The 26052-nt window shown below is 47.8% G+C and carries 24 protein-coding genes and 1 pseudogene; 17 read left to right on the top strand and 8 right to left on the bottom strand.

Features of this window, described 5'->3' with window-relative positions; translation table 11 throughout:
• Positions 1-3: 3 nt before the first annotated feature.
• The gene (locus CIK99_RS08505) at positions 4-2535 is read right to left on the bottom strand and encodes an ATP-dependent Clp protease ATP-binding subunit (RefSeq protein WP_094381102.1); all 2532 of its coding nucleotides are present in this window, start codon (positions 2533-2535) and stop codon (positions 4-6) included.
• 161 nt (positions 2536-2696) lie between these two features.
• Between CIK99_RS08505 and CIK99_RS08500 the strand changes: the two genes are divergently transcribed.
• From CIK99_RS08500 to CIK99_RS08480, 5 genes are all read left to right on the top strand, one after another.
• A complete protein-coding gene (locus CIK99_RS08500; protein ID WP_094381101.1) occupies positions 2697-5393 on the top strand; it encodes a 4-alpha-glucanotransferase in 2697 nt (898 codons plus the stop codon).
• Entirely contained in the window at positions 5390-6031 is a 642-nt protein-coding gene (locus tag CIK99_RS08495; RefSeq protein ID WP_094381100.1) for an HAD family hydrolase, read from the top strand. The genes CIK99_RS08500 and CIK99_RS08495 overlap by 4 nt, the downstream gene beginning before the upstream one ends.
• 79 nt (positions 6032-6110) lie before the next feature.
• Positions 6111-6479 carry a hypothetical protein gene (locus CIK99_RS08490; RefSeq protein ID WP_094381099.1) on the top strand — a complete coding sequence of 123 codons (369 nt, stop codon included), beginning with the start codon at positions 6111-6113 and terminating at the stop codon, positions 6477-6479.
• An 87-nt stretch (positions 6480-6566) separates the two neighbouring features.
• Positions 6567-9029, top strand: a complete 2463-nt coding sequence (gene pheT, locus CIK99_RS08485) for a phenylalanine--tRNA ligase subunit beta (RefSeq protein ID WP_094381098.1) — start codon at positions 6567-6569, stop codon at positions 9027-9029.
• 45 nt (positions 9030-9074) lie between these two features.
• The gene (locus tag CIK99_RS08480; protein ID WP_094381097.1) at positions 9075-9803 is read left to right on the top strand and encodes a YebC/PmpR family DNA-binding transcriptional regulator; all 729 of its coding nucleotides are present in this window, start codon (positions 9075-9077) and stop codon (positions 9801-9803) included.
• A 38-nt stretch (positions 9804-9841) separates the two neighbouring features.
• Here the strand turns inward: CIK99_RS08480 and CIK99_RS08475 are convergent, their stop codons facing one another.
• Positions 9842-10231: a hypothetical protein gene (locus CIK99_RS08475; protein WP_144007944.1), complete on the bottom strand. Its 390-nt coding sequence runs from the start codon at positions 10229-10231 to the stop codon at positions 9842-9844.
• A gap of 243 nt (positions 10232-10474) precedes the next feature.
• Here CIK99_RS08475 and lepA point away from each other — a divergent pair, with 243 nt between their 5' ends.
• The 9 genes from lepA to CIK99_RS15370 all read left to right on the top strand — a co-directional run bounded on the left by lepA (position 10475) and on the right by CIK99_RS15370 (position 19570).
• Positions 10475-12256: a translation elongation factor 4 gene (lepA, locus tag CIK99_RS08470; RefSeq protein ID WP_094381095.1), complete on the top strand. Its 1782-nt coding sequence runs from the start codon at positions 10475-10477 to the stop codon at positions 12254-12256.
• Positions 12257-12338: 82 nt separating this feature from the next.
• Positions 12339-12938: a Crp/Fnr family transcriptional regulator gene (locus CIK99_RS08465; RefSeq protein ID WP_094381094.1), complete on the top strand. Its 600-nt coding sequence runs from the start codon at positions 12339-12341 to the stop codon at positions 12936-12938.
• Between the two features lie 24 nt (positions 12939-12962).
• Complete coding sequence (locus CIK99_RS08460) at positions 12963-14096, top strand: dTDP-glucose 4,6-dehydratase (protein ID WP_094381093.1); 1134 nt, start codon at positions 12963-12965, stop codon at positions 14094-14096.
• A gap of 18 nt (positions 14097-14114) precedes the next feature.
• The gene (gene purT / locus CIK99_RS08455) at positions 14115-15296 is read left to right on the top strand and encodes a formate-dependent phosphoribosylglycinamide formyltransferase (protein WP_094381092.1); all 1182 of its coding nucleotides are present in this window, start codon (positions 14115-14117) and stop codon (positions 15294-15296) included.
• A gap of 57 nt (positions 15297-15353) precedes the next feature.
• On the top strand, positions 15354-16472 hold the full coding sequence (locus CIK99_RS08450) for an ATP-binding protein (RefSeq protein ID WP_094381091.1): 1119 nt from the start codon (positions 15354-15356) through the stop codon (positions 16470-16472).
• A gap of 5 nt (positions 16473-16477) precedes the next feature.
• Complete coding sequence (locus tag CIK99_RS08445; protein WP_173805337.1) at positions 16478-16879, top strand: FdtA/QdtA family cupin domain-containing protein; 402 nt, start codon at positions 16478-16480, stop codon at positions 16877-16879.
• A 4-nt stretch (positions 16880-16883) separates the two neighbouring features.
• Positions 16884-17801 (top strand): hypothetical protein, encoded by a 918-nt coding sequence (locus tag CIK99_RS08440; protein ID WP_094381089.1) that lies wholly within the window; start codon positions 16884-16886, stop codon positions 17799-17801.
• A 66-nt stretch (positions 17802-17867) separates the two neighbouring features.
• Entirely contained in the window at positions 17868-18986 is a 1119-nt protein-coding gene (locus CIK99_RS08435) for a DegT/DnrJ/EryC1/StrS aminotransferase family protein (RefSeq protein WP_094381088.1), read from the top strand.
• Between the two features lie 425 nt (positions 18987-19411).
• A complete protein-coding gene (locus tag CIK99_RS15370; protein WP_158215943.1) occupies positions 19412-19570 on the top strand; it encodes a hypothetical protein in 159 nt (52 codons plus the stop codon).
• 27 nt (positions 19571-19597) lie between these two features.
• Here the strand turns inward: CIK99_RS15370 and CIK99_RS14945 are convergent, their stop codons facing one another.
• From CIK99_RS14945 to CIK99_RS15900, 4 genes are all read right to left on the bottom strand, one after another.
• Positions 19598-19732 (bottom strand): DUF4372 domain-containing protein, encoded by a 135-nt coding sequence (locus tag CIK99_RS14945; RefSeq protein ID WP_254047761.1) that lies wholly within the window; start codon positions 19730-19732, stop codon positions 19598-19600.
• A gap of 119 nt (positions 19733-19851) precedes the next feature.
• Complete coding sequence (locus CIK99_RS08425; protein ID WP_094381086.1) at positions 19852-20709, bottom strand: fimbrillin family protein; 858 nt, start codon at positions 20707-20709, stop codon at positions 19852-19854.
• Positions 20710-20728: 19 nt separating this feature from the next.
• Entirely contained in the window at positions 20729-22264 is a 1536-nt protein-coding gene (locus CIK99_RS08420) for a hypothetical protein (RefSeq protein ID WP_144007943.1), read from the bottom strand.
• Positions 22265-22286: 22 nt separating this feature from the next.
• Positions 22287-22418 (bottom strand): hypothetical protein, encoded by a 132-nt coding sequence (locus tag CIK99_RS15900; RefSeq protein ID WP_256387394.1) that lies wholly within the window; start codon positions 22416-22418, stop codon positions 22287-22289.
• Positions 22419-22891: 473 nt separating this feature from the next.
• Between CIK99_RS15900 and CIK99_RS14940 the strand changes: the two are divergent.
• From CIK99_RS14940 to CIK99_RS08405, 3 genes and pseudogenes are all read left to right on the top strand, one after another.
• Positions 22892-23011: pseudogene (locus CIK99_RS14940) on the top strand (IS982 family transposase); the annotation flags it as partial.
• Between the two features lie 28 nt (positions 23012-23039).
• Positions 23040-24515, top strand: coding sequence for a PDC sensor domain-containing protein (locus CIK99_RS08410; RefSeq protein ID WP_144007942.1), 1476 nt, complete (start codon positions 23040-23042; stop codon positions 24513-24515).
• 4 nt (positions 24516-24519) lie between these two features.
• Positions 24520-24795 (top strand): tetratricopeptide repeat protein, encoded by a 276-nt coding sequence (locus CIK99_RS08405; protein WP_094381193.1) that lies wholly within the window; start codon positions 24520-24522, stop codon positions 24793-24795.
• A gap of 111 nt (positions 24796-24906) precedes the next feature.
• Here CIK99_RS08405 and CIK99_RS15365 read toward each other — a convergent pair whose 3' ends face one another.
• The gene (locus tag CIK99_RS15365; protein ID WP_158215874.1) at positions 24907-25029 is read right to left on the bottom strand and encodes a smalltalk protein; all 123 of its coding nucleotides are present in this window, start codon (positions 25027-25029) and stop codon (positions 24907-24909) included.
• A gap of 164 nt (positions 25030-25193) precedes the next feature.
• Entirely contained in the window at positions 25194-25715 is a 522-nt protein-coding gene (locus CIK99_RS08400; RefSeq protein ID WP_094381082.1) for a DNA-binding protein, read from the bottom strand.
• Positions 25716-26052: the final 337 nt, after the last annotated feature.

Genomic DNA, 26052 nt, shown 5'->3' with positions numbered 1-26052 from the left:
TTATTAATGATTTACGTTAAATGTGAGTTTGTCTTCATTGTCTGCCTTGTCGATAGTGATAGAGTCTCCTTTCTTCAATTTGTCGGAGATTATCATCTCACACAAGCAGTCTTCCACATAGTTCTGAAGCGCACGTTTCAGCGGGCGTGCTCCAAACTGTATGTCGTATCCTTTCTTCGCGAGGAGGTCTTTCGCTTTTCCGGTTATCTCTATTAGATAGCCCATCTCTTCCACACGCTTCACCAATGGCTTTATCTCTATCTCCACGATTTGGCGGATGGCATTCTGGTCTAATTGGTCGAAAGTGACAATCTCGTCGAGACGGTTCAAGAACTCGGGGGCAAACTGCTTGCTGAGGGCCTTTTGTATGATGCCGCGAGCATACTCCTTGCCCTTGTCGTCAACGGCTGTTCCGCCTATCATCCCTGCAGCGTTGAATCCCACTCCGTGCTGGAACTCCTTAAGCTGACGAGTGCCGGCATTGCTGGTCATGATGATTACCGTGTTGCGGAAGTCAACAAGCCTGCCCGTCCCGTCAGTAAGTCGTCCTTCGTCGAGCACTTGCAGCAACATGTTAAACACATTGGCATGCGCCTTCTCTATCTCGTCGAGCAGAACGATGGAGTAGGGACGACGGCGTACTTTTTCCGTCAGTTGTCCGCCCTCGTCAAAGCCCACATATCCTGGAGGGGCGCCGACGAGTCTCGAAACATTAAAACTCTCGCCAAATTCGCTCATGTCGATACGTATGAGAGAATCTTTTGATCCAAACATGTATTCTGCCAGTTGCTTGGCAAGATATGTCTTTCCCACTCCTGTTGGACCGAGGAACATAAACACGCCAATGGGGCGGTTAGGGTCGCGTAGTCCTATACGGTTGCGTTGTATGGCCTTCACCATCTTGTCTATGGCAGCGTCCTGAGCCACCACTTGCTGTTTAAGGAATGAGGGCATGTTCCTGAGCCTTTGGTTTTCCGACTCACACATTCTCTGTACAGGAATGCCAGTGATACGTGACACCACATCAGCTACGTCATCCTCGTTTACTATTACTCTTGAACTGTTTCCTATATCATTGGCATTTGCCTTCAACTCTTCAAGCTTTTGCTCTTCAGCCACTTGTCTGTCGCGGTAAGAGGCGGCCAGTTCGTAGTCCTGCGAGTTGACGGCATCCTGCTTCTTCTTTATCAGGATATCGATATTCTTCTGAGTCTCTATCACCTCAGGCGACATGGCAATGCGGCTCACGTGGATGTGTGCACCCGTCTCGTCAAGTGCGTCTATTGCCTTGTCGGGGAAATGACGGTCGGTGACGTATCTTTCGGTAAGCTCCACGCAGGCCTTGATCGCTTCGTCGGTGTACGACACCGAGTGGTGGTCTTCATACCTGTCGCGTATATTCCCGAGTATCTCGAGCGTCTGTTCGCGAGTGGTCGGCTCTACGATGACTTTCTGAAATCGTCTTTCCAACGCTCCGTCCTTCTCAATGCTCTTTCGGTACTCGTCGAGTGTGGTGGCACCTATGCACTGCATCTTTCCTCTTGCCAACGAGGGCTTGAGGATATTTGCGGCATCCATGCTGCCTGGTGTAGAACCGGCACCGATAAGAGTGTGTATCTCGTCTATGAATACGATGATGTCCTTGTTGGATTCTATCTCACGCATCAAGGCTTTCATGCGTTCCTCAAACTGCCCGCGGTATTTCGTTCCAGCCACAAGTCCAGTGAGGTCGAGATTTATCACCCTCTTATTATATAAAATAGGTGAAGTACGATGACTGGCTATCATCTGAGCCAGTCCTTCCACAATCGCGCTTTTTCCAACGCCGGGCTCTCCAATGAGCACCGGATTGTTCTTCTTTCTCCTTGCAAGTATCTCCGTTACGCGTGTTATCTCGTTCTCACGTCCCACCACGGGGTCAAGCATTCCCTTAGCGGCAGCGTCGGTAAGGTCGATGCCGAAGTTGTCGAGCAACGGTGTCTTTGACTGTTTCTTAGCCTGTGTTTCGGTGGCACGCTGAGGTTCTCTTCCCCCACGAGCCTCCGTATCGTCGTCAAAATCTTCTTCGGGTATGCCAACGCTTGCCAAAGGTTTGTTACCGTCATTCAGCAGGGCGTTCCTTAGCATGTCATAGTCAATATTGTTATTCTCGAGCACTTTCCTGGCTTTGTTTTCTCCCTTGTCGTGGAGTATGCCGAGCAGTACGTGCTTCACGTCGGCCTTGGTTGTGCGTTGCATCCTTGCCTCAAGCACGGCAAGCTTAAGAATATTATTTGCTGAGTTAGAGAGATTCATTTTCTCCCCTTGTTCCACCTCTGGCCGCACGTCGTGTACCAGCTGTTCTTCGATGTCTCTCTTTATCTTCTGAGCATCAATGTTCAGCTTCCTGAATACGCTCGACACCTCCTGTCCATTCTGTCTAAGAATGCCAAGCAACAAATGTTCCGGGCCTACATATGGGGTGCTGAGTCTTTGCGCCTCTTCCTTTCCGTAGGCAAGGATTTCTGATACCTGTGGGGTAAATTGTATTATCATATTATTGTCTTATACTTTCTTCTATTTTTCTTGTATTTTTCACCATATAAGTGGTTCTTTGTTTTGCAAAGGTAGTATTTATTAGCGAAACAACAAAAAAAAAACTAAAATATTTTGTCTTCTCCGCAAATTATTGTACCTTTGGGTCAAAATTTTAGACGATGAAACTCAGATTTAATATTCAATACTGCACCAAATGGGGAGAGAGCATATGGGTGGAAGCAAGAATAACCACTTCTGACGGTGTAAGGAAAACATACTCCCAAATGCTTGTCACCGATGATGGTGAACACTGGACGACTGAAATGGCTGTAATCGAGTCAAGACATAAAGTGTTCTCCTCGTTTGACTATGAGTACCAAGTAAGAAGCACCGACAACACCATACTACGACGTGAGTGGACCATGGTGACACGTGCTCTTCCTTGTGACAATGCACACGACTACCTGCTCAACGACTCATGGAAAGACATTCCTCTCACCGCACACCTCTACACTAAGGCGGTAATCACAACATCTGATAAGGTGACGGTGGCAGGAGGAATGTTACGGCCTGAGAAGTTGCCTATATACCGAAAAACGCTCATATTCAAAATCTCAGCCCCACAGCTAAAGCCTGGACAGGCAATGGCTATCTGCGGCAGCCATCCTTCGCTGGGAGGTTGGAGCCAGTCACGATACCTCAAGATGATATACTGCGGCCGTACGGTCTGGACTCTTTCAGTCAACGCCGATGCCTTATTGCCTGAGGTGGAATACAAATATGTGGTCATCGACGAAAAGACTCACAATCTGGTAGAATGGGAGGGAGGCGACAACCGGCATGTCGGCGTTGAGAAAATGCGCGACGGGGAGGTACAGGTGCTCGACAATGGGACCCTGCGCATCGCCGAAGACACATGGAGGGTGGCTGGAGTCGCAATCCCCGTATTCTCATTGCGTAGCGAACACTCATGCGGAGTGGGCGACTTCGGCGACATCAAACGCTTTGCCGACTGGATGGCCATAACCGGAATGAAGGTAATGCAAATACTGCCTGTCAACGACACGACCATGCAACACAACTGGCAGGATTCTTATCCTTACAACATCATAAGCGTCAACGCCTTACATCCACAATACCTCGACCTCGAACAAGTAGGAAAACTCGCTGATGCTACAGACATGACCGACTACAACCGCAGGCGCACTGAACTAAACTCGCTCGACCACACCGACTATGAAGCAGTGGAAAAGGTGAAACATGAGTATCTTAAGACTTTCTTCTATCAAAACAAAAACGAGATAGAGAAAGACGAGATGTTCAGACACTTCGAAGATGAAAACAGCCATTGGCTCATACCGTATGTAGCATTCACCATTCTACGCGACCGCTACAACACCGCCCGCTTCAGCGACTGGAACGACGATACAGACTATGACAGGAAAAAGGCAAAGGCAATCTTCGAAACCGACGAGGGACGCCTCGTCAGCTACTGCCAATATCTTCTGCACACCCAACTGAAAAATGCAGCCGAATATGCTGCAAGCATCGGCATCACCATCATGGGCGACATGCCCGTAGGCGTAAGCCGCGACAGTGCCGAGATGTGGGCTAACCCTTCTCTGTTCAACAAAGACTTCCATGCAGGAACTATGCCCGACAATATCAACCGGACAGGACAGAACTGGGGATTCCCAACATACAACTGGGACGCTATCGAAGCCGAACACTATAAGTGGTGGCACCAGCGGCTAAAGGTGGCACGGCAGTACTTCGGTGCCTTACGTATCGACCATGTACTGGGATTTTTCCGTATATGGGAGATTCCTGATGAGAACACTGACGGACTGAAGGGCCACTTCGCGCCTTCATTACCTATGAACGAAAACGAGATGGGCTATTACGGTCTGTCATTCCATCGCGACAGCTATACTAATCCCATCATCAACGACGCGATAATAAACCGCATCTTCGGCATTCATGCTAACTATGTCAGGGAGAAATTCCTCGTCCGTAAAGACTATGACCTTTACGCTCTTAAGCCTGAATGCTCGTCGCAGAAGAAGATTCACGAGCTCTTCGGAGGAAGAGGCGACGAAAATAGCATCTGGATACGTGACGGACTTTGCCGACTTGCAGCTAACGTGCTCTTCGTACCAGACAGATACAACGATATGATGTTCCACCCACGTGTCAACGCTTTTTCAACCACGGCATACCAAATGCTCAGCGGCGAAGACCGTGATGCCTTCATGAGACTATATAACAACTACTATTTCGAACGACACAAGGCTCTTTGGGAACTCGTAGGACGCAGAAGGCTTTCGATGATATTCAACGGTTGCGACATCCTTGCGTGTGCAGAAGACCTCGGACACAACCCTTCATGCGTGGGCAATGTGCTCGAACAACTGCGAATACCAACACTGGAGATACAGACCATGCCGAAAAACGATGATACAGAATTCGCCCACCTTGAGGCAAACCCTTACCTTAGCGTAACGACGATTTCCACACACGATATGGCTCCAATGCGCCTATGGTGGCAAGACAACCAACAGAAAGCGCAACACTATTATTCAGACATGATGCAGAAGGAGGGACGCGCTCCTGAACAACTCACTACCGTTCTGGCCGAGGAAATCGTTGCGCGACATCTCTATTCTCCGTCGATGATGTGTATCTTGTCGCTGCAAGACTGGCTCGCCATAGATGGCGAACTAAGGGCAAAAAACATCCGCGGTGAACGAATCAACACTCCTGGAGACAGCTATAACCGCTGGAAATACCGCATGCACCTCTCCATTGAACAACTAATGGAACAAACACGATATAACAGTAAGATAAAGACAATGATAACAAGAAGCAGACGATGACTCAATACGACACATACATATTCGATCTTGACGGCACTCTTCTCGCCACTCTCGACGACCTTGCCGCAAGCACAAACTATGCACTGGCCGCCCATGGTATGCCCAGGCATTCTACCGACGACATTCGCCGTTTTGTTGGCAATGGAGTAAGAAAACTCATGGAAAGAGCTGTTCCCGACGGGGAGAACAATCCTCTCTTTGAAGACACTCTTGCCACCTTCCGCCAGCACTATTCATTACATTCGCTCGACAATACCAGACCTTACCCACACGTCGAAGACATGTTACGAGAACTGAGGAGAAGAGGGAAACGCATTGCCGTAGTAAGCAACAAGTTCTACTCTGCCACTCAACAGCTCTGCCACCACTTCTTCCCCGACACGGTAGAGGTGGCAATAGGTGAGCGTGAAGGCATTATGAAAAAACCTGCACCCGATACTGTCTTCGAGGCGTTACGCCAACTCGGCACTGACAAAGCTGGGGCGGTATATATTGGCGACAGCGATGTGGATATTGCAACAGCACGCAACGCCGGAATACCGTGCGTAAGTGTATTATGGGGATTCCGCGACCGCGAATTCCTCAAAGCCCAAGGGGCCACAACTCTAATCTCCTCCCCACAACAACTGCTCGACTGACGGATTCTTGTGAATAATCACGGGGAATCAGGAAAATCCTGTAATAATAATCATCATTAACTCCAAAACATAAAGTATAATGGGAAGAAACAAGTTCTCACGACATGAGATAGACATTATAGCGATGTTGCTAAGAAAAAAAAATGCTGGCACTCGCTTCCAACAGAAACAGATAAGACATCAACTAAGAGTCAACTTCGAATTCAACATCTCTGACTTCAACGTCCAGGGAAAGGCTTTCGGCGACACCGAACTCATGGAGGCTATTAACAGAGGTGCCATACAGATTCTCGACGATGCCACAATAGCAGCAATGAAGGAAAAAAGAGCACGCGACAAGGCACGTGACGAAGCCGAAAAGGAAAAAGAAGCGCTCGAAAACGGCGCAACCGACTGGAAGGAAGCTATGAAAGAATGGGAACAATGGGAGAACGAAACTTCCAAATAACTAAAAGATAAGGGGCAAAAAATTTGCATAAATGACGAAAAATTATTAATTTTGCGCCGAAAATTGAAGACATAAATATAATATATAATGAATATTTCATACAAATGGTTGAAAGAATACGTTGACTTCAACCTTTCACCACAAGAAGTGTGTGATGCTCTGACATCAACAGGACTCGAAGTGGATGCACTCGAGGAAGTGCAAAGTATTAAAGGCGGTCTCAAGGGATTATACGTCGGAAAGGTTCTCACTTGCGACGTACACCCAAACTCCGACCACTTGCATGTCACCACTGTGGATTTAGGACATGAAAATCCTTCACAAATCGTATGCGGTGCACCTAACGTTGCAGCAGGACAGAAAGTGATTGTCGCTGACTTGGGTTGCGTTCTCTACGATGGCGACAAAGAATTTGTTATCAAAAAATCTAAACTTCGTGGAGTGGAGAGCTGCGGTATGATCTGTGCCGAAGACGAAATAGGCGTGGGTACCAGCCATGATGGAATCATCGTGCTGCCAGACGATGCCCAAGTAGGCATGCCTGCTGCCGAATATTATAATCTCGAAAGCGACTGGCTCATTGAAGTTGACATCACAGCCAACCGCTCTGACGCTCTTTCACACTGGGGTGTCGCACGCGACCTTTACGCGTGGCAGAAGAGCAATGGCTATGAGACAACCCTGCATCGCCCCGACTGTAGCGAGTTTGCCGTTGAGTGTAACGACCTGCCCATAGAGGTAGAGATACAGAACACCGATGCTTGTAAGCGTTATGCCTGCGTAAGCATCAAGGACTGCGAGGTTAAGGAGAGTCCTGAATGGCTGCAAAACAAACTGCGCGTCATCGGTCTCCGTCCCATCAACAACATCGTAGATATCACCAATTACATAATGATGGCTTACGGCCAACCCATGCACTGCTTTGACGCCGACATGGTGACTGGCAAGAAGATCGTGGTGCGTACCCAGCCTGAGGGAACAAAGTTTGTAACCCTCGATGGCGTGGAACACACCCTTGGCGAGCATGACCTGAGCATCTGCAACGCTGAAGAACCGATGTGCATCGCCGGCATCTTTGGTGGCAAAGGTAGCGGCACATACGACACCACACGCGATGTGGTCTTGGAGAGCGCCTATTTCCATCCCACATGGATTAGAAAGAGTGCACGCCGACATGGCCTCAGCACCGACTCCTCATTCCGTTTCGAGCGTGGAGTAGATCCAAACGCTACCATCTATGCCCTCAAACAGGCAGCCATCCTCTGCAAACAACTGGCTGGCGGTAAGGTCGCCATGGAGATTTGCGACGTTTATCCTAACCCCATAGAAGACGCAAAGGTACGTCTCGACTACGACTATGTACACACTCTCGTCGGCAAGACTATCGAGCCAGAGACTATCAAGAGTATCTGCGAGTCGCTCGAGATGAAGATCACGGCCGAAGACGACAAAGGCATCAATATCGATGTGCCGGCATATCGAGTTGACGTGACCCGTCCATGCGACGTGGTGGAAGATATCCTGCGCATCTATGGATATAATAATGTGGAGATACCTACTCAGCTGAAGAGCTGTCTCGTCATAAAGGGCGAGGAGGACAAGAAACACAAGATGACCAACATCGTAAGCGAACAACTCGTTGGAAGCGGATTCAACGAGATTCTCAACAACTCGCTGACACGCGGCGCCTACTATGACAATCATAACGCCTGGCCTGCCGACAACTCAGTGAAGATCATGAACCCGCTTAGCTCCGACCTTAGCGTCATGCGACAGACACTCCTCTTTGGAGGTCTTGAAAGCATCGAGCATAACGCTAAGCGAAAGAATGGCAATCTCCGCTTCTTCGAATTCGGCAACGTATATCACTTTGCCCCCGAACGACAGAACGACGAGAACCCAATGGACGCATACCTTGAGCAGAACCATCTTGCTCTCTGGCTTACCGGAAAACGCGTGGAAGGCTCTTGGGCACATGCCGACGAGGACAGCTCCTTCTATGAGCTAATGGCTTACGTTGAGAACATTCTCAGCCGTATTGGTCTCAACCCTGCCGCTACAGTACGCATGAAGAGCGACAACGACGTCTTCGCTGCCGGACTCACCATCGAAAACCGCGGAGGAAAGAAACTTATCGAAATGGGTATCCTCTCAAAGAAGGTGCTGAAGGCTGCTGACATCGACCGCCCCGTATATTATGCCGAACTCAACTGGACACTGCTGATGAAGGCGGTACGCAAAAACGAGGTGCTGTATTCTGAAATCAGCAAATACCCTGCCGTTAGCCGCGACCTCGCACTGCTCGTAGATGAGAAGGTGGAATTTGCCGATATCGAACAGATAGCACGACAAACAGAGAAAAAACTTCTCAAGAGCGTGGAACTGTTTGACGTCTATGAAGGTAAAAACCTGCCTGAAGGCAAGAAGAGCTATGCAGTCAACTTCATACTACAAGACGAGACAAAGACGCTCAACGACAAGCAGATAGAAGCTATCATGAGTAAACTCACCACAAATCTAAAGAATAAGCTCGGTGCAGAACTGAGATAATGTCATAGAGAATAAGAAAGTTATAAACAAAAAAATATTAATCCAATGGGAAGAGCATTTGAATATCGTAAAGCAGCAAAGCTGAAGAGATGGGGACACATGGCCCGTACGTTTACCAAAATCGGCAAACAGATTGCCATAGCAGTGAAAGCTGGAGGACCTGACCCCGACACCAACCCACACCTGCGCGCTGTCATACAGACAGCTAAGCGCGAAAACATGCCTAATGCCAACGTTGAGCGTGCCATAAAGAACGCCATGGGCAAGGACCAGAAAGACTACAAAGAAGTGACATACGAGGGCTACGGACCTCACGGAGTGGCAATCTTCGTGGATGCAGCCACCGATAACGGCACACGCACCGTGGCTAACGTGCGTGCAGTCTTCAACAAGTTCTCAGGCAACATGGGTACACAGGGCTCGCTCTCTTTCCTTTTCGACCACAAGTGTGTGTTCACATTTAAGAAGAAGGACGACCTCGACATGGACGAACTGATACTCGAACTCATCGACCTCGGTGTTGACGACGAGTATGATACCGACGAGGAGAGCGGCGAGATCACCATCTACGGCGAACCTACAAGCTTCAGCGAGATTCAGAAATATCTCGAAGGCAATGGCTTCGAAGTGACTGGCGCCGAGTTCACACGCATACCTAACGATCTGAAGGAAGTGACCCAAGAGCAACGCGAGACTATCGAGAAGATGGTTGACCTGCTCGAGGATGACGACGACGTGCAGAGCGTTTACACTAATATGAAACCAGCTGAATAAGTATAGTAATAGGAGTTAAGGAAGAGAATCCTTAACTCCTATTTGTAATCTTTCTCAGTCACCAATATATCTGCAAGTTTCTCCCTTGTAGAAGCAGAGAAGTAGATATAATGGAAGTTATAGCCGGCTTCCTTGTATGCCTGCACCTTTGTGGAGTTACGCAACTCATCGACAAGAATTTTCCTCGGATTGATTTTTGACATCATCTCCTTATTGTCAGACATACCGCTAAACGTATAGTAATAATTGAGCGTATGGGTGGAACGGTCAAAGACGAGACTGTCTATGGTCACACCATCGAGTACCTTCGCCGGACACTTCTTGTCGTTATATTCCTTCGCCTCACGCGCACAACGGTCTTCAAGCGACTCTTGACATGACACGGCAATCAGCATTGCAGCCATCATGCATGATAATGTTTTTTTCATCCTTCTTTGATATTTGTTTTTGTTTATTTCCGACTGCAAAATTACTCTCTTTTTTTCAAATATGAAATAGGAAGGAAGCAGATTATTGACAGAAATCAAGCATTCATATACAAAAAAACACCTATTTAAATATTTTTAACCGCCCAAAATGGTCCATTTTAACACCAACTACCGAATTAGTCAATAAAAAATTTTGTAGAATGAATAAATTTCAGTAATTTTGCACTTCAAAAGCTACAACAAATGGAGAATACAAGAAACTTTTGCATCATAGCCCATATAGACCATGGCAAATCGACCTTGGCCGACCGTCTGTTGGAACATACCAACACGATAAAAGTAACCGAAGGACAGATGCTTGACGATATGGACCTCGAAAAAGAGAGAGGCATCACAATCAAGAGCCATGCCATACAAATGGAATACCTGCATAATGGTACAAAATATACACTCAACCTTATAGACACCCCGGGGCATGTGGATTTCTCATACGAGGTGTCAAGAAGTATTGCCGCCTGCGAGGGAGCACTGCTCGTGGTGGATGCCACACAAGGCGTACAAGCACAGACCATCTCCAACCTCTACATGGCAATCGACCATAATCTGGAGATTATCCCCGTCATAAACAAGATCGACATGCCCAGCGCCATGCCCGACGAGGTGGAAGACGAAATCATCGACCTCATAGGATGCGACCGAAGCGAGATAATCAAGGCAAGCGGAAAGACCGGTGAAGGAGTAGAGGAGATACTCAACGCCGTCGTCAACCGAATACCACATCCCGAAGGCGACAAGGACAAACCGCTGCAGGCTCTCATCTTCGACTCGGTGTTCAACTCCTTCAGAGGCATCATCGCATACTTCAAAATCGAGAACGGAACCATACGACAAGGCGACAAGGTGAAATTCTTCAATACCGGCATGGAATACGTGGCCGATGAGGTGGGCGTGCTGAAGATGGACATGCTGCCAAGAAAAGAACTATCTACCGGCAACGTGGGATATATCATCAGCGGCATCAAGGACAGTAAGGAGGTGAAGGTGGGCGACACCATCACACACGTGGCTCGTCCGTGCGACAAGGCCATATCGGGCTTCCAAGAGGTAAAGCCAATGGTATTTGCCGGTGTATATCCTATCGACCCGTCTGAATACGAGAACCTGCGCGCCTCGCTCGAGAAACTACAGCTCAACGACGCCTCTCTCACGTTCCAGCCAGAGTCGTCGATAGCTCTCGGGTTCGGCTTCCGTTGCGGTTTCCTCGGACTTCTGCACATGGAGATCGTACAGGAACGACTCGACCGTGAGTTTAATATGGATGTCATCACCACCGTACCTAACGTGTCATACATGTGCTACGACAAACAGGGCAACGTCAAGGAGGTACACAACCCATCAGGACTGCCCGAACAGACCATGATAGACCATATCGAGGAACCTTATATCAGAGCAACAATAATCACCGCAACCGACTATATCGGTCCTATCATGACGCTATGTCTTGACAAGCGCGGAGAACTTATCGACCAGCAGTATGTCAGTGGCAACCGCGTGGAACTACACTTTATGCTGCCTCTCGGTGAGATAGTCATCGACTTCTACGACAAACTGAAAAGCATATCCAAAGGATACGCCTCGTTCGACTACCACGTCGATTGCTTCCGCCCTTCAAAACTGGCAAAGCTCGACATCCTGCTCAACGGCGAACCCGTGGATGCTCTCTCCACACTGACACACCAAGACAATGCAGTCACCTTCGGTAGGCGCATGTGCGAGAAACTCAAGGAACTCATCCCGCGTCAGCAGTTCGACATCGCCATCCAAGCTGCTATCGGAGCGAAAATCATAGCACGCGAGACCATCAAATGCGTGAGAAAAGACGTGACGGCGAAATGCTATGGCGGTGATGTCAGCCGTAAGCGCAAGCAACTTGAAAAACAAAAGAAAGGCAAGAAGAGAATGAAGCAGATTGGCAATGTAGAAGTGCCGCAAAAGGCCTTCCTCGCCGTACTCAAGCTCGACTAAGTCTGCTCTCTATCTGTCACAAGAGAATTATTATCAACATTATATATATTATTTACCTAAATTTGAGGAGGAAATAAAACCTATGGCAAACTTATTGTTCACCACAAGAGATGTGGCAAGAGAATTGGCAAGACGATACAGCACAATGACTCACGACGAGCTCGACGTGCTTGAAAGTATATTACGACCTATGAAATTCGCCAAGAACGAGAAAATCTTGGTAGAAGGAGAGGTGTGCGAAAACATTTATTGGATAGCTAAGGGACTGCTCAGACAATTCTACTACAAAAACGGTAAGGAACTTACAGAACACATGGCTGTAGAAAACAATATCGTCATGTGTATCGAGAGTTTGTTCAAAGAAGAACCAACAAGGCTACAGATAATGGCAATCGAACCCTCTTTGGTTTATGCCATTCCACGCGTATTGCTCGAACAAGTGGCAATGAAAAGCGTCAACATACAAATTCTCTACAGAAAGATTCTCGAAGAGTCGCTCATCGATAGCCAAATCCATGCCGACATGCTGCGATTCGAGTCGGCACAAGACCGCTATGCCAAACTGGTAAAACTTCAGCCGCAGCTTGTTCTGCGTGCTCCATTGGTATATATCGCCAACCTCCTGCAGATGACCCCGGAGACTCTCAGCCGAGTGCGCACGTCGGCATTACTCGAAAAATAAGAAAACAAAAGAAAACATATAGTTATGAAGAATATAGTAATTACTGGCGGTGCTGGCTTCATCGGCTCGCACGTCGTTCGCTTGTTTGTAAACAAATATCCCGAGTATCGCATCATCAACCTCGACAAGTTGACTTATGCAGGCAATCTTGCCAACCTCAAGGACATCGAGGACAAACCAAACTACAAGTTTGTCAAGATGGACATCTGCGACTTCGACGCTTTCTACCAGCTGATGCAGGACGAGCAGATTGACGGTATCATCCATCTCGCTGCCGAAAGCCATGTCGATCGCTCAATCAAAGACCCATTTACTTTCGCACGCACCAACGTGATGGGAACGCTCTCACTGCTGCAGGCAGCAAAGCTCTATTGGGAGTCGCTGCCAGAGAAATATGAGGGCAAGCGCTTCTATCATATCTCTACCGACGAGGTGTATGGAGCCCTGTCGATGACTCATCCCGAGGGTATCGAACCGCCCTTCACCACTAAGGCATCGTCGTCACAGCATCATGAAGCTTACGGCGAGGACTTCTTCCTGGAGACCACCAAGTATAATCCTCATTCTCCATACTCGGCATCGAAGGCTGGCTCAGACCATTTCGTTCGCGCCTTCCATGACACCTACGGTATGCCGACCATCGTCACTAACTGCTCGAACAACTATGGTCCGTATCAGTTCCCCGAGAAGCTCATCCCGTTGTTTATCAACAATATCCGCCACCGCAAACCACTGCCGGTATATGGCAAGGGCGAGAACGTGCGCGACTGGCTCTTCGTCGAAGACCACGCCCGTGCCATCGACGTCATCTTCCACGAGGGAAAGATAGCTGAGACATATAATATAGGTGGATTCAACGAGTGGAAGAACATCGACATCATCAAGGTCGTTATCAACACCGTTGACCGTCTGCTTGGCCGCAAGGAAGGCGAGGATATGGATCTTATCACATACGTCACCGACCGTCTTGGCCATGACGCACGCTATGCCATCGACTCTACCAAGCTGCAGCGCGAACTCGGATGGGAGCCCAGCCTCCAATTTGAGGAGGGCATCGAGAAGACCGTGAAGTGGTATCTCGAGAATCAGGAGTGGCTCGACAATGTCACCTCAGGCGACTATCAGAAGTATTACGAGAAGATGTACGACAACAGATAACAAGGAAATCAATTATTAATGAAAAAGATATTGCTTTTGGGCTCAGGCGAACTGGGCAAGGAATTTGTTATTGCAGCAAAGAGAGCAGGACAATACGTAATTGCCTGCGACCGTTATGACAACGCACCGGCAATGCAGGTGGCAGACGAACGTGAAGTTTTTTCTATGCTCGACGGTGATGCGCTCGACAAAGTGGTAAAGAAACACCAGCCAGACATCATCGTACCCGAGATAGAAGCCATACGCACCGAACGACTGTTCGACTTCGAACGTCAGGGCATCCAGGTGGTGCCAAGTGCGAGGGCGGTAAACTTCACCATGAACCGCCGCGCCATACGCGACCTTGCCTCGCGCGAGTTAGGACTGCGCACAGCCAAGTATTTCTACGCAAAGACCTTCGACGAGTTTAAGAAGGCAGCTGACGAAATTGGTTTCCCCTGTGTGGTAAAGCCTCTTATGTCGTCGTCAGGCCACGGACAGAGCTATGTCCATAACGACGACGAACTGGAGAAAGCCTTCACCGACGCCATGGAAGGTAGCCGTGGTGATGTGAAAGAGGTGATCATCGAGGAATTCATCGACTTCGATTCTGAGTTCACACTCCTCACCGTCACACAGAAAGACGGTCCCACACTCTTCTGTCCGCCAATAGGCCACGTGCAGAAAAAAGGCGACTACCGCGAGTCATGGCAGCCATATGCCATTTCCGACGAGGCACTACGTCAGGCACAACACATGGCCGACGAGGTGACACGCGCCCTCACCGGTGCTGGCATCTGGGGCGTAGAGTTCTTCCTCACCAAGCAGGGCGAGGTTATTTTCAGCGAGCTGTCGCCACGTCCTCACGACACTGGCATGGTCACACTCGGCCACACCACCAACCTCTCTGAGTTTGAGCTGCACTTCCGTGCTGTGATGGGTCTGCCCATCGCCGGCATACACCTCGAGCATGCTGGAGCATCGGCCGTCGTACTCTCTCCCGTAGAGTCAACCGACCCGCTGCCATACAACCTTGTCGATGCGCTAAAACAAGACCGCACACGCATACGTATCTTCGGCAAGCCAGAGGCTCACGTTGGTCGCCGCATGGGCGTAGTACTGTGTTACGGCGAAGTAAATGAGAGCACCGATGCTCTCCGTGAGAAGGCGAAGGCTGCTGCCACTACCATCCTCGGCACCGATCCCTATTCCGTATTCTGATTATTATAATACGATTATTATAAAGTAATAATACGAAAAACAAACAAGAGTCAAGGTATGTTGAGAAATCCATTTGTCCTAAATGGGTACATAGGCAAGGAGTATTTCTGCGACCGCGAACACGAGGTCCAGAAGTTGCTGGAACATATATCCAATGGAGTCAACGTAACCCTTGTCTCGCCCAGAAGAGTGGGGAAGACGGGGCTTATAGAACATCTTTTTCATCAGAAAGAGGTGGAGGAAAACTATTATACTTTTCTCATTGACATCTATGCCACAAAGACTATTGAGGAAATGGTTGCCCAAATGGCAAAGTCAATCTTGTCAACATTGAAGAGCCGTAGCGAAAAGGCTCTTCAATCATTCTCATCAATAGTACAATCCCTGAGACCTACGATGTCATTCGACAACTTGGGAAATCCTTCTTGGAGTATAGGTGTAGGAGAGATACAGAGCCCCCAAAATTCCCTCGATGAGATATTCCGATATATTGAAAATGCCGACAAGCCCTGTATAGTGGCGATAGATGAATTTCAGACAATATCAGAGTATCCTGACGTCAAGGCTGAGGCCTTGTTGCGCACATACGTTCAGCATTGCCATAATGCCCAATTTATCTTTGCAGGTTCAAAGCGCACAATGATTGTTGAGATGTTCAGCAAGCACAGTCGTCCGTTTTATCAGTCAACAACGATAATGAGCGTGCCCAAACTCGACATTGAAAAATACCGTGCTTTTGCCGTAAGTCATTTTGAGAAAGGTGGGAAAGGTTTGTCGCCGGATGTAGTGGATGAGGTATATGACATGTTTGAAGGTGTCACTTGGTATCTACAGCGTGTGATGAACAAGCTATATATGCTAACTCCAACAAGCGAGACGTGTGACACTCACTACATCCCCAAAGCGATAGAGGATATATTGGACGAGAACCAAATGGCATACGAGGCTTTGCTCTATCAGATTCCCTCCAGGCAGAAAGCTCTTCTGATGGCAATCTGTGCTGAGGGGAAGGCCTCCTCCATAACATCCACGGCTTTTGTGCGCAAGCATAGTCTTTCATCCTCAAGCAGTGTTCAGTCGGCTATTAGGGGATTGTTGGACAAAGAGTTGGTGACATCTGAAAATGGAGCGTATGAGGTATATGACAAGTTTTTGGCTATTTGGCTTAATAGATAATAATTATGTTGGGAGAAATAATTGAACTGCCGAAGATATATGACCCGAGGGGCAACCTGACGGTGGCGGAGCAGATGAAAAACGTGCCTTTCGAGGTGAAACGGGTATATTGGACTTACGATGTGCCGGCTGGAGAAAGACGCGGCGGACATGCTCACAAGGAGTGCGTGGAGTTTATCATCGCCGTCAGTGGCTCATTCACGGTCTCGCTCGACGATGGCAGAGGGCACAAACAGGACTTTCATCTCAATCATCCCTGGGAAGGACTGCTCGTGCCCACTGGCATCTGGCGCACACTTGAAGACTTCTCCTCTGGTTCGGTATGTCTTGTGCTCGCCTCCGAACTCTTCGACGAGGCCGACTATTGGTATGACTACGACGAATTTGTGAAGTATGTAAAAGGCTGAACGCATGATGAAGATAGAAAGAGTATCTGCCACTTATTACGAACAAACGATACAGCCGCGAAACATCTTTCTCACGGCTTCCTTCGCCGAACTCAACCGCCATAAAGTCAACGATATACACTACCTTGTCTTCAGCGATTCTCGAACCCGTCTCGGCATCATCCTTGGTGAGACTGACAGTGCCTTACACTCGCCTTTCTCCGCTCCCTATGGAGGATTCTGCCAGCACCACACACAGCGATTGCAACACATCGACAACGCCATTGAACTACTTGGCGACTATGCCCGACGAATAGGCAAGAAGGTGGAGATAGCTCTGCCGCCTTCCGTCTATGACGAGACTTTCATTTCAATGCAGCTCTCGGCATTCCAGCGTTCAGGACACATACTTCCAGCAGACCTCAGCTATCACTTCCAGCTCTCCGACTTCGACTTTTACGACCGCGTCATTGGCGTCAAGGCCAAGCAGAAGCTACGCCATTCGCTGCGGGAAGACTTTGTATTTTCCAAGGCGGAGACACCACTCGCAAAGCAACGAGCCTACGAAGTCATTAGGCGAAACCGCGAAGAAAAAGGCTACCTGCTGAGAATGTCTTGGGAGGAAATCAAAAAGACTACAGCTCTCGTCGAGTCTGACTTTTTCTTACTCTCTCACAGTGGTCGCGACGTGGCGTCGGCAATGGTTTTTCACGTAGAGCCAGACATCTACCAACTCATCTATTGGGGAAATATCAACGACAGTGCCAGCCTCCGTCCTATGAATCTCTTGGCATACCGCCTCTTTGAGTACTATAGCCACACCTCGTTAAAAATACTCGACATTGGACCATCCACCACCGACGGCATACCCAACTACGGACTCATCGACTTTAAGGAAAGCGTAGGTTGCCGTCCGTCGCCGAAGTTCCATTTCGAACTGTAGTAGGTGCTGCGTATGTCTATAAAAGAGCAATCTCTATCCTTATTCTTTTTCAAATACAGCTTCAGCATGAAAATAAATTATCTCGAACTGAAACGCGTCACGGCGATGCATGCCCACGAGATACAACAAGCCGTGAACCACGTGGTGAACAGCGGATGGTATCTCCAGGGAGAGGCTGTCGGCACGTTTGAAGCGGAATATGCCAAGTATTGCGGAGCACAACACTGCGTGGGCTGCGCCAACGGACTCGATGCCCTCACACTCACGTTTCGCACCCTGATCACCCTTGGTAGGATGGGGGAGGGCGACGAGGTTATTGTGCCAGCCAACACCTACATAGCCTCTATACTCTCTGTCACCGAAAACCGACTCACACCCGTATTGGTAGAGCCTCGTCTCAACACATTCCAGATAGACGACCGCCTGATAGAACAGGCCATCACCCCTCGCACTCGTGCTATCCTCGTAGTAAATCTCTATGGTCGTAACGCATTGACCGACACTATTATCCGACTATGCACTAAATACAACCTTCAACTCGTCATCGACAATGCCCAAGGCCACGGACTCAGTCTGCCACACGGCACCCTTCACTCGGCCGCACTACCATCGCCATCAGTAGTATGCCACAGTTTCTATCCAGGCAAGAACCTCGGAGCCCTCGGCGATGGAGGAGCCATCACCACCGACGACGAGACACTTGCAACGCTTTTCCGTACGATAGCCAACTACGGCTCGTCGCGCAAATACGTCTTCGACTATTGCGGCAGAAATTCGCGTCTCGACGAGATTCAAGCGGCTGTGCTGAGCGTGAAGCTGAAATACCTCGATGCCGACAATGCCCTTCGCCGCAATGCAGCCCAACGTCTTATAGGGGAGGTAAGCAACCCACTCATCACCATGCCGTCGGCAGAATACTGCCACGACAATGTGTTCCATATCTTCCCCGTTCTGGTAAAGTCGCCCGACACGCTCCAGCGCCATCTTCAAGATCATGGCATCGGCACCATGCGCCATTATCCCATTCCGCCCCATCAGCAGGCATGCTACCAGGCCTGGGCTGCGCTCCATCTCCCCATCACCGAGCAGATCCACCGTGAGGAAGTCTCCATTCCCTGCAACCAGACCCTCACTACCGAAGAGCTCACCCACATCATCTTTGCAATGAACAGCTACGACAAGTGACGCTCGCCTTCCACGACCTCACTTCGCTCACCTTCATCGTAGAAAAAGTAATGGTTTAATTCTGTTGTGTCAAATATTAACATAATAACTGAGTGAGAGAAAAGAAAGAAACTCGAATATTTTTCTTTCGTTAGCCCAATTCTCTCATTCTTTCAAAAAAACGTGCGATTTGTTTGGCAGTTTGCAAATAAACCCTTATCTTTGCCACAAATAAAAATAGACATCGCCCGTATGTCTCATTGCAAAACAAGGTGGATGATGGAGAAGAAACAATAATCATGAGTCCTCTTGTAGGGTCTTACCTCGTGTAAGACCGCCCCCGCATATAGCAATCATACACATAACAAAAAAACTCCCGAATTCCTTGGGCAGTTCGGGATTTTTTGTATATCTTTGCAGTCGAAATCATTTAAAAATATAGAATAATGGAAAACAAGACTATAGGCAATGAAAATTTCCTTTCTATTCTTCGCAGAGCAAAGCAACGTAAAAGAGAATGGGAAGAAAGGGTAGGGGCAAGGCTTGAAGTCATGCAACGTGAATTAGACAAAAGGGAGGAATTGATAAACACGCATTGTCGATGAATCCACTATGTATAAGTAATCCGTTTTCTAAGTGGAAACGAACCAAGGAACCTGTCCCCATGATCCGTATTTATTGCCATCGTATTTCTTGACAAGCCACTTGAAGTGGTCAGTAGGGAGGAAATCACACAATTGCGAGAAAATATATCTACCTTTGTTCATGAGTATTTTGCTTTCAAACTGTAAGTTTGGTGCAAAGATACTCATTTCAAAAGTAGGGAGTGGTTTTTTTGCTCAAAACATTAGTATTTATGCGTGTTTCAGAGAATTGTTAATGGATTTTATTGGACAGTTTCGATCTCAGACCATGAATTATCATATTCACTAAATATGCCTAAGTTCTTTATCCTACTACGACTAAATGTATTTACTTGGGTGCTTGTTCGTGTATAGAACTTACTATAATCTGAATTTATAAAAACAATACTGAAACGAATCGAGGTGTGAGGACGAATTGCTATGTAATAAGTGCCAGCAGCAATTACACTCTCGCCATCTGCAGGTATCAAAGTAACGATCTTGGATTGGTTTGAGTCAAAAGCGATTGAAGGTTCACCATTGTTATAAGATAGAGTTCCTGTTCCAGCAATATCTTCATATGCACTCAGTCCAATCTTCCTGCAAGCAAAATCTGTCGTTACCTTAACAAGACTAACGACATTCTTGAAATTTAACTGACTCTTATCCTCCGTATATGCCATCATCAATGCTGCCTTTGGATCAAAGCTATCCTTGTAAGCAGTTTGTTCTGCAGGAAGAGTTATACCACTTACACTACCATCTTCTCCAAGTGTAGCTCCTTCTGTATATGGATAAACAGCAGTGAAAGATGTTGCTTCTGACGAAGCTATGCCAGAAAAGTTACCTAATGAAGCATCGCCTGTTAATGAAAATTGATGGTTGACTTTTTCACCATTTCCGTCAAATACACTAATCATATCACCTGTCTTCCAAATGACACTATTACCTGTACTGAGAGCCGTACGAGTTTCCGCGTTACTTTCTTGTGTGGCAGTGAAAGTCATTGGAACCAACTTACTTTCTTCTTTTATTTCTTCCACTGCATCGTCTGACGATGAGCAACTTGCCATTGCCATCAGCATTGCAATGGACATAAAAGGTAGAATATATTTCTTCATTGTTCTTTTAATTTAATAATTACCATTTAAAATCTTCTTCTACATTATATCCCTCTGTAGTAGCAGCAGATAACTCAACCAAGCGCACCGGGCGCACCGAGTACCCGCAGTAGCGATCCCAGACCTGCTGCGCACTGACATAGCCGCTGCTGTATAATTGCAGGTAATATGCGTCCGTGCTCGGGTTGGCTGTGCCTGACCAGTAGTAGCCGTCAGAGTTAGCGTTGAACAAAGTCCCATTGACGTAGCCAGCTTCAGGCAAGAAGAGAGTTTGACCATTATTTGTAAATTTAAATCCACTATCCAAACCTTTTGTAGAATTATCCACTAAAGCCTGCCATATCGCTTGGGTTGGTATCCACCAGTCACCACCGAGAATAACGTTTGCGGCATCGTCAGATGCTTTAAGGATTTCTCCATCGGTGGTGTATTTGGTATAAGAGCCATTATTGTAATATGGGGCATTGGCTTGAATGTATCCACCTGTTTTTTCCCATGTGGCTGTCCAAGGAGATTTCGATTTATCTATTGAAGAATACCAAGGCTTAATAGCTCCCCAAGCAAAGTAATCACCATAATCATATTCATTTTCTGCAAGACCTGTGGTTGTCAGGTTGGATTTGGCAAAATATACTTTATATGTTTTACCACCTTGTTCGATTGTCAATCCCAAATCAACCTGATTGACTGCACTAACGATACCATTTGAACCAACCCAATAATCTCCATCTGTAGCAAAAGTTCCAAGATTCAATGCTTGGCTACGAACAAACGTAATAGGTTTTGTTACTTGACGCATATAATTTTTGTTCTCAGTAACAAATGTCAGTGTCCAATATGCAGATAATGTTACTGCAGGAACTGCTATGTAATAAGCATTTCCACTTGTGATTGTGCCAGAAAGAGTTATGGAATAAGACAGTTCTTTAGAACCGGTGAAATCAATATAAGGATTGCCAGAATCATCAAACTTTATTGTTCCCTTACCTGCAAGAGGTTTGGTCTTGTTGGCTGCACGTAGAATAATCTTTTTGCAATCGAACTGTGGAGTTACCTTAATGAAGCCAACGGCATTCTTAAACGTCAAAGTCGTTGTTTCGCTTTTCGCAATCATAAGAGCTGCCTTTGGGTCAAAACCACCAGCTACGGCTTCTTGCTCATCAGGGAGCACTATATTGCTGACAGATTTTCTATCATCGCTAAGTGTAGCTCCTGCTGTATATGGATAAACAGCAACGTATGGACCTGTCACTGCTCCTGTTCCAGAAAAAGTGCCTGTTGACTTTCCATCGCTTTCTGAATCTAATATATACTCATTATTCGCTTTATTGCCATCAAATATGCTTATAGCATCTCCAGTCTTCCATAAAATCGTTTTGCAATCCGAGTCCAATGCCGCCTTAGTAGTAGTTCCATCATTTTCTTGCGTACAAGTAAATGTAGTAACTACGGAAGAATTGTCATTTGCGTCTTGTACTGTTTCGTCATCGGAAGTACAAGAATATATTGACATCACAATTAATGCCAACGGTAATGTATTGAATATCTTTTTCATCTTAATCCTTAAATTTTCAATATTAATACTCAAACACATATTCTTCGATTCTTTCTGTTTCTCCATTAGGACTTCCCACCAAAATCTGTGTCCTGCTGATTTCATAAACCGTCATAGTAGGAGATTGATAGATTTTCTTTTCTTTCTTTTCCATTTTTTTTTGTTTCTTGATTCGCTGTTGCCTATAGGTTCTCGGAGTCGGCAGGTTGTTATAATATGGATAAGGTGAACCTATTAATGAAAGAAGCGTGGAACCTGACACTTGCCCGTTCCACTTCTCGAGGTTCTGGTTTACCTGATTTCGAGAAGTCAGAAACAAAGCGCATGAAGACGCTCTCCTATAAATAGAGACAAATGCGGAGCCAAACTCTATTGGCTCAGAAGCCCAAGCGAGTTGAGCGACTTGCAAATGCCGGTGCAAAGGTAAGGAATATAAATGAAACTGTCAAACTTTTCGGCAACTTTTTATTCTTTAACAACTTTTTTGCTTGGTTTGAAGGGTGCCTGTCCACTGTTCACCTAATAAAATGGGAGGTCAGCCACGGAACTATTAGCTCTGCAAAAGCGGCATATCTGAGAGAATCATCGGGGACAGGTTCACTTCATGACCTGTCCCCTGTCCCGCCAAAGAAAACCTGCGGTCTTTTTGCCCGAAGAGTGGGTAAAGTCAGTGCGATGACCGCCCTACAATACATCAATTACATTAACAACAAACCCATAGGCAGGATTAAGTACGCACTGATTTAATTCCGCCAACGGGTAACATGAAACATATATGAAAACTTGCAGACAACTTGCTATGGGCCTGCTGGCCCTCATGATTTGCATCGCACTGCCCTCGTGCAGCGATGACGATGAGAATGACAACCAAACCAACGAACTGACGCTGAACTGGGAAATCGAAGCTAGCGATGACCTGCTCAACGTGGCCAACATAGCCTACACGCTCTATGAGGGCCAGGAGGAGATGCCCGAGCCGGAACTCATAGTGAGCAACGGCATCGGCAGCAAGATAACGGGGAAAGCCCCCTGCACGCTGGGTGCCATTTTCAACCTTGCCCCAAAGGAAGAGCCCGACACGCAGAAGGCGAGCTACGACCTCACCCTCTCGGTCAAGGTATCGCTGACCAACGCAAAGGGGCAAGTCGTGGCCAACAGCTTCAGTCTGGACAAAAAGTTGAGCGGTGTACCGGCTGACCAGATAGAAAAGAGCCTGCGCTCGTTGCAGAAGCTGCTCGACAGCGCAGAGAGCATCTACATAGTGGATGCCTCAGGTCAGGTGAAGACCGCATCGCCCATGCCCGAACCGGAAAAGGCATCCGACCTCCAAGCCCTGCAAGAGGCCCTCTTCATTACCGACGAGAGCGGGAAGCAGCAACCCCTGTTGGGGCAGGCACTCGATGCGGCACGTCCCGACGTGCTGAGCGTGCGCGTGAATGACCTGTACGATGCCAAAGCCACCTTCCTGCGCTGGATGCCCGATGCCAAGCAGGTCATCACCACGGGAGACAACCTGACCTGGACACTGACAGACGAGAAGGGCAACACATTAGGCAACGCCTACTTCACCGCCACCGACAACGCCGGAGGGCAGGTAGCCAAGGTAACCTTCGATGCCGCCGTACAGCCACAAGGCATTACGCAACTCAACTTCCTGCTGAGCAGCGCATGGCCCCTGAACAGCACACTGAAGCACTTCATGGGTGAAAAGAAACGGGCAAAGGCTATTAGAGTTGATTCTTATAATTATAATACTGGCCATTTTCCATGGCCGGATGGAGAAGTAGATTGCTACTGCATCAAACATGCCTCCGATGATGAGTTAGCCTATTATGTGGGTTTCAATTGCACTTCTTCGTTCTTTATAAATGACAAGGAAGGCATAATGGAACAGGTTTTCTCACTGCTTCCCTCTGAACAGACTGCTAAGGCCATACAAGACATATTCAACAAGCCTGAAGAAAAAGGAGGTCGGGGATGGGATTACTACCGAGATTTTTTATTGGAAAGAACCGGATGTGACATCGATAAATGCTCGGCTAACGTATGGATTAACCGCTGGAGCATCAAGGATCGTTTGTTCGAAAAAAATTGTCATTTTTGCTATGAAATCGATTTGGACAACGGATATCAAGATTATGAACTGACCGAACATCAGTTACCTTGGAGTGCGGTCTGGGGGGAAGCCTGGTTTATGCACGTATTAGTCTATAAGGGCGACAGACTCATCGAAGGCTGGGAAATAAAGTAAATCCATAATTTCTCTACCGCACCATCCATTCAGCGATGGTGCGGGTCTCTACTACAACCGCGCCAACGCCCACGCGCGACGCGACGACCTCAGCCGCGCCATCGACGACTACACAAAGGCCATCGCCATCGACGCCAACCTCGCCGAAGCATACTACAACCGCGGCCTTGTATATCTAAGGAAGAAAGAGACTGAAAAAGCCGTCGCCGACCTGAGCAAAGCCGGCGAGCGAGGACTGTACAAAGCATACGGAATAATAAAGAAATACGGCCAGAAATAATAGCCGAGAAAGCAACACATCATCATAAAAGGGAGCGACGCCGTGGCGCCACTCCCTTTTCATTTCCGTTGAATCGTTTCGATATCGCATCACATTCAACTTGCCAACTCGTCACACGTACTGATTCACTCCCATACAACTCGTCACTCCGAGAGTTGTAGCAATAGCAGACAGCGCTGCCACAATAAGCTGCAATACCAGCTTCCAAGTGCTTGATTTAGATGTAGAACTCATGATGATTAATGATAATTGATTATTGATAATTGATAATTGCCGCCGCTAATCTCCGTTGTAGGGTCTTACCTCGTGTAAGACCGCGCCCCGATTTGTCGCGGTTTTGCGGCGTGACGCTCTCCGGTTTTGTTAGGGCAAGGGCGCTTGCGCACCCTGCCCTCAGCTTAGATCAAGCTGCCGCCGCCGTCCTCATTGCCGCCGCTTCCGCCGCCGCTCTCGCCGCCGCTTCCGCTCTCGTCAGGACTCTCCGTGCCCGGATCGCTTGAGTTCACACGCTTCACCTCCTTGCCGTTGCGGTCGTAGCAGGTGATGGTGACCTGCGATGCCTTGAGGGCCGCCTTCACATCCACCGACGGGGTGAACACAATCTTTCGGGAGGTGATGAGCGAACTTGCCACCATGTTCACGTCGAGCACCGACTGGGCGTTGACGCCGAAGCGCATCGTGCCGAGACCCGGGACGGGCACCGAGTGTCCCTCAGTGGCCCACGCCACTATCACATCGCCACATGCCGCCCATGCCGCCTGGATGGCACCCTTCGAGATGCCGCTGCGCAATGCAGCCTCTTCAATCACCTTGCTCTCCGCCAGCGCGGAGTAAAGCTCCGCTGAGAGGATGTAAGCATACTTGCCCGCGTTGGGACCTACCTTGAGCATTCGCTCTGTTGCCTTAAGTCTAATTGCCATAACTAAGAATTATTAATGGTTACACACTGCGTGGCGAACCGTCTTAGGCTTACTGCCCGCCACAGAAAAATTTGTCTCACTCGTGTATCCGAATCACGGTGCGCGCTTCCGATTTTCTTTTACACAGTGCAAAGGTACAACATTTTTCTCGATTTTGCAAGTGTTTACTTAATTTCCTTCTTTTCTTTAACATTTTTTATAATACACTATGTGTATTATACTATTTCTAACTACCCCGAAATATTTCTCCAACCACGTAAATATTTTTCCTTAGTTAGAGAGATTTTGTGGGTTTAAAATCAAACTGTAATACTGTAATACTGTATGTTAACAAACC

Origin of the sequence: Prevotella sp. P5-92 (assembly GCF_002251245.1) — a bacterium.
GTDB lineage: Bacteria > Bacteroidota > Bacteroidia > Bacteroidales > Bacteroidaceae > Prevotella.
This window is presented reverse-complemented; position numbering and strand designations above follow the sequence as displayed.

Excerpts from the sequence above, each read along its gene's own strand:
- CIK99_RS08475 (WP_144007944.1), bottom strand. The coding sequence starts at position 10,231 with ATGAAAAAAACATTATCATGCATGATGGCTGCAATGCTGATTGCCGTG.
- CIK99_RS08495 (WP_094381100.1), top strand. The coding sequence starts at position 5,390 with ATGACTCAATACGACACATACATATTCGATCTTGACGGCACTCTTCTC.
- CIK99_RS08440 (WP_094381089.1), top strand. The coding sequence starts at position 16,884 with ATGATGAAGATAGAAAGAGTATCTGCCACTTATTACGAACAAACGATA.
- lepA (WP_094381095.1), top strand. The coding sequence starts at position 10,475 with ATGGAGAATACAAGAAACTTTTGCATCATAGCCCATATAGACCATGGC.
- CIK99_RS08460 (WP_094381093.1), top strand. The coding sequence starts at position 12,963 with ATGAAGAATATAGTAATTACTGGCGGTGCTGGCTTCATCGGCTCGCAC.
- CIK99_RS08400 (WP_094381082.1), bottom strand. The coding sequence starts at position 25,715 with ATGGCAATTAGACTTAAGGCAACAGAGCGAATGCTCAAGGTAGGTCCC.
- CIK99_RS08410 (WP_144007942.1), top strand. The coding sequence starts at position 23,040 with ATGAAAACTTGCAGACAACTTGCTATGGGCCTGCTGGCCCTCATGATT.
- purT (WP_094381092.1), top strand. The coding sequence starts at position 14,115 with ATGAAAAAGATATTGCTTTTGGGCTCAGGCGAACTGGGCAAGGAATTT.
- CIK99_RS08465 (WP_094381094.1), top strand. The coding sequence starts at position 12,339 with ATGGCAAACTTATTGTTCACCACAAGAGATGTGGCAAGAGAATTGGCA.
- CIK99_RS15365 (WP_158215874.1), bottom strand. The coding sequence starts at position 25,029 with ATGAGTTCTACATCTAAATCAAGCACTTGGAAGCTGGTATTGCAGCTT.
- CIK99_RS08445 (WP_173805337.1), top strand. The coding sequence starts at position 16,478 with ATGTTGGGAGAAATAATTGAACTGCCGAAGATATATGACCCGAGGGGC.
- CIK99_RS08450 (WP_094381091.1), top strand. The coding sequence starts at position 15,354 with ATGTTGAGAAATCCATTTGTCCTAAATGGGTACATAGGCAAGGAGTAT.
- CIK99_RS08435 (WP_094381088.1), top strand. The coding sequence starts at position 17,868 with ATGAAAATAAATTATCTCGAACTGAAACGCGTCACGGCGATGCATGCC.
- CIK99_RS08490 (WP_094381099.1), top strand. The coding sequence starts at position 6,111 with ATGGGAAGAAACAAGTTCTCACGACATGAGATAGACATTATAGCGATG.
- CIK99_RS14945 (WP_254047761.1), bottom strand. The coding sequence starts at position 19,732 with ATGAACAAAGGTAGATATATTTTCTCGCAATTGTGTGATTTCCTCCCT.
- pheT (WP_094381098.1), top strand. The coding sequence starts at position 6,567 with ATGAATATTTCATACAAATGGTTGAAAGAATACGTTGACTTCAACCTT.
- CIK99_RS08420 (WP_144007943.1), bottom strand. The coding sequence starts at position 22,264 with ATGAAAAAGATATTCAATACATTACCGTTGGCATTAATTGTGATGTCA.
- CIK99_RS15370 (WP_158215943.1), top strand. The coding sequence starts at position 19,412 with ATGGAAAACAAGACTATAGGCAATGAAAATTTCCTTTCTATTCTTCGC.
- CIK99_RS15900 (WP_256387394.1), bottom strand. The coding sequence starts at position 22,418 with ATGGAAAAGAAAGAAAAGAAAATCTATCAATCTCCTACTATGACGGTT.
- CIK99_RS08505 (WP_094381102.1), bottom strand. The coding sequence starts at position 2,535 with ATGATAATACAATTTACCCCACAGGTATCAGAAATCCTTGCCTACGGA.
- CIK99_RS08425 (WP_094381086.1), bottom strand. The coding sequence starts at position 20,709 with ATGAAGAAATATATTCTACCTTTTATGTCCATTGCAATGCTGATGGCA.
- CIK99_RS08500 (WP_094381101.1), top strand. The coding sequence starts at position 2,697 with ATGAAACTCAGATTTAATATTCAATACTGCACCAAATGGGGAGAGAGC.
- CIK99_RS08480 (WP_094381097.1), top strand. The coding sequence starts at position 9,075 with ATGGGAAGAGCATTTGAATATCGTAAAGCAGCAAAGCTGAAGAGATGG.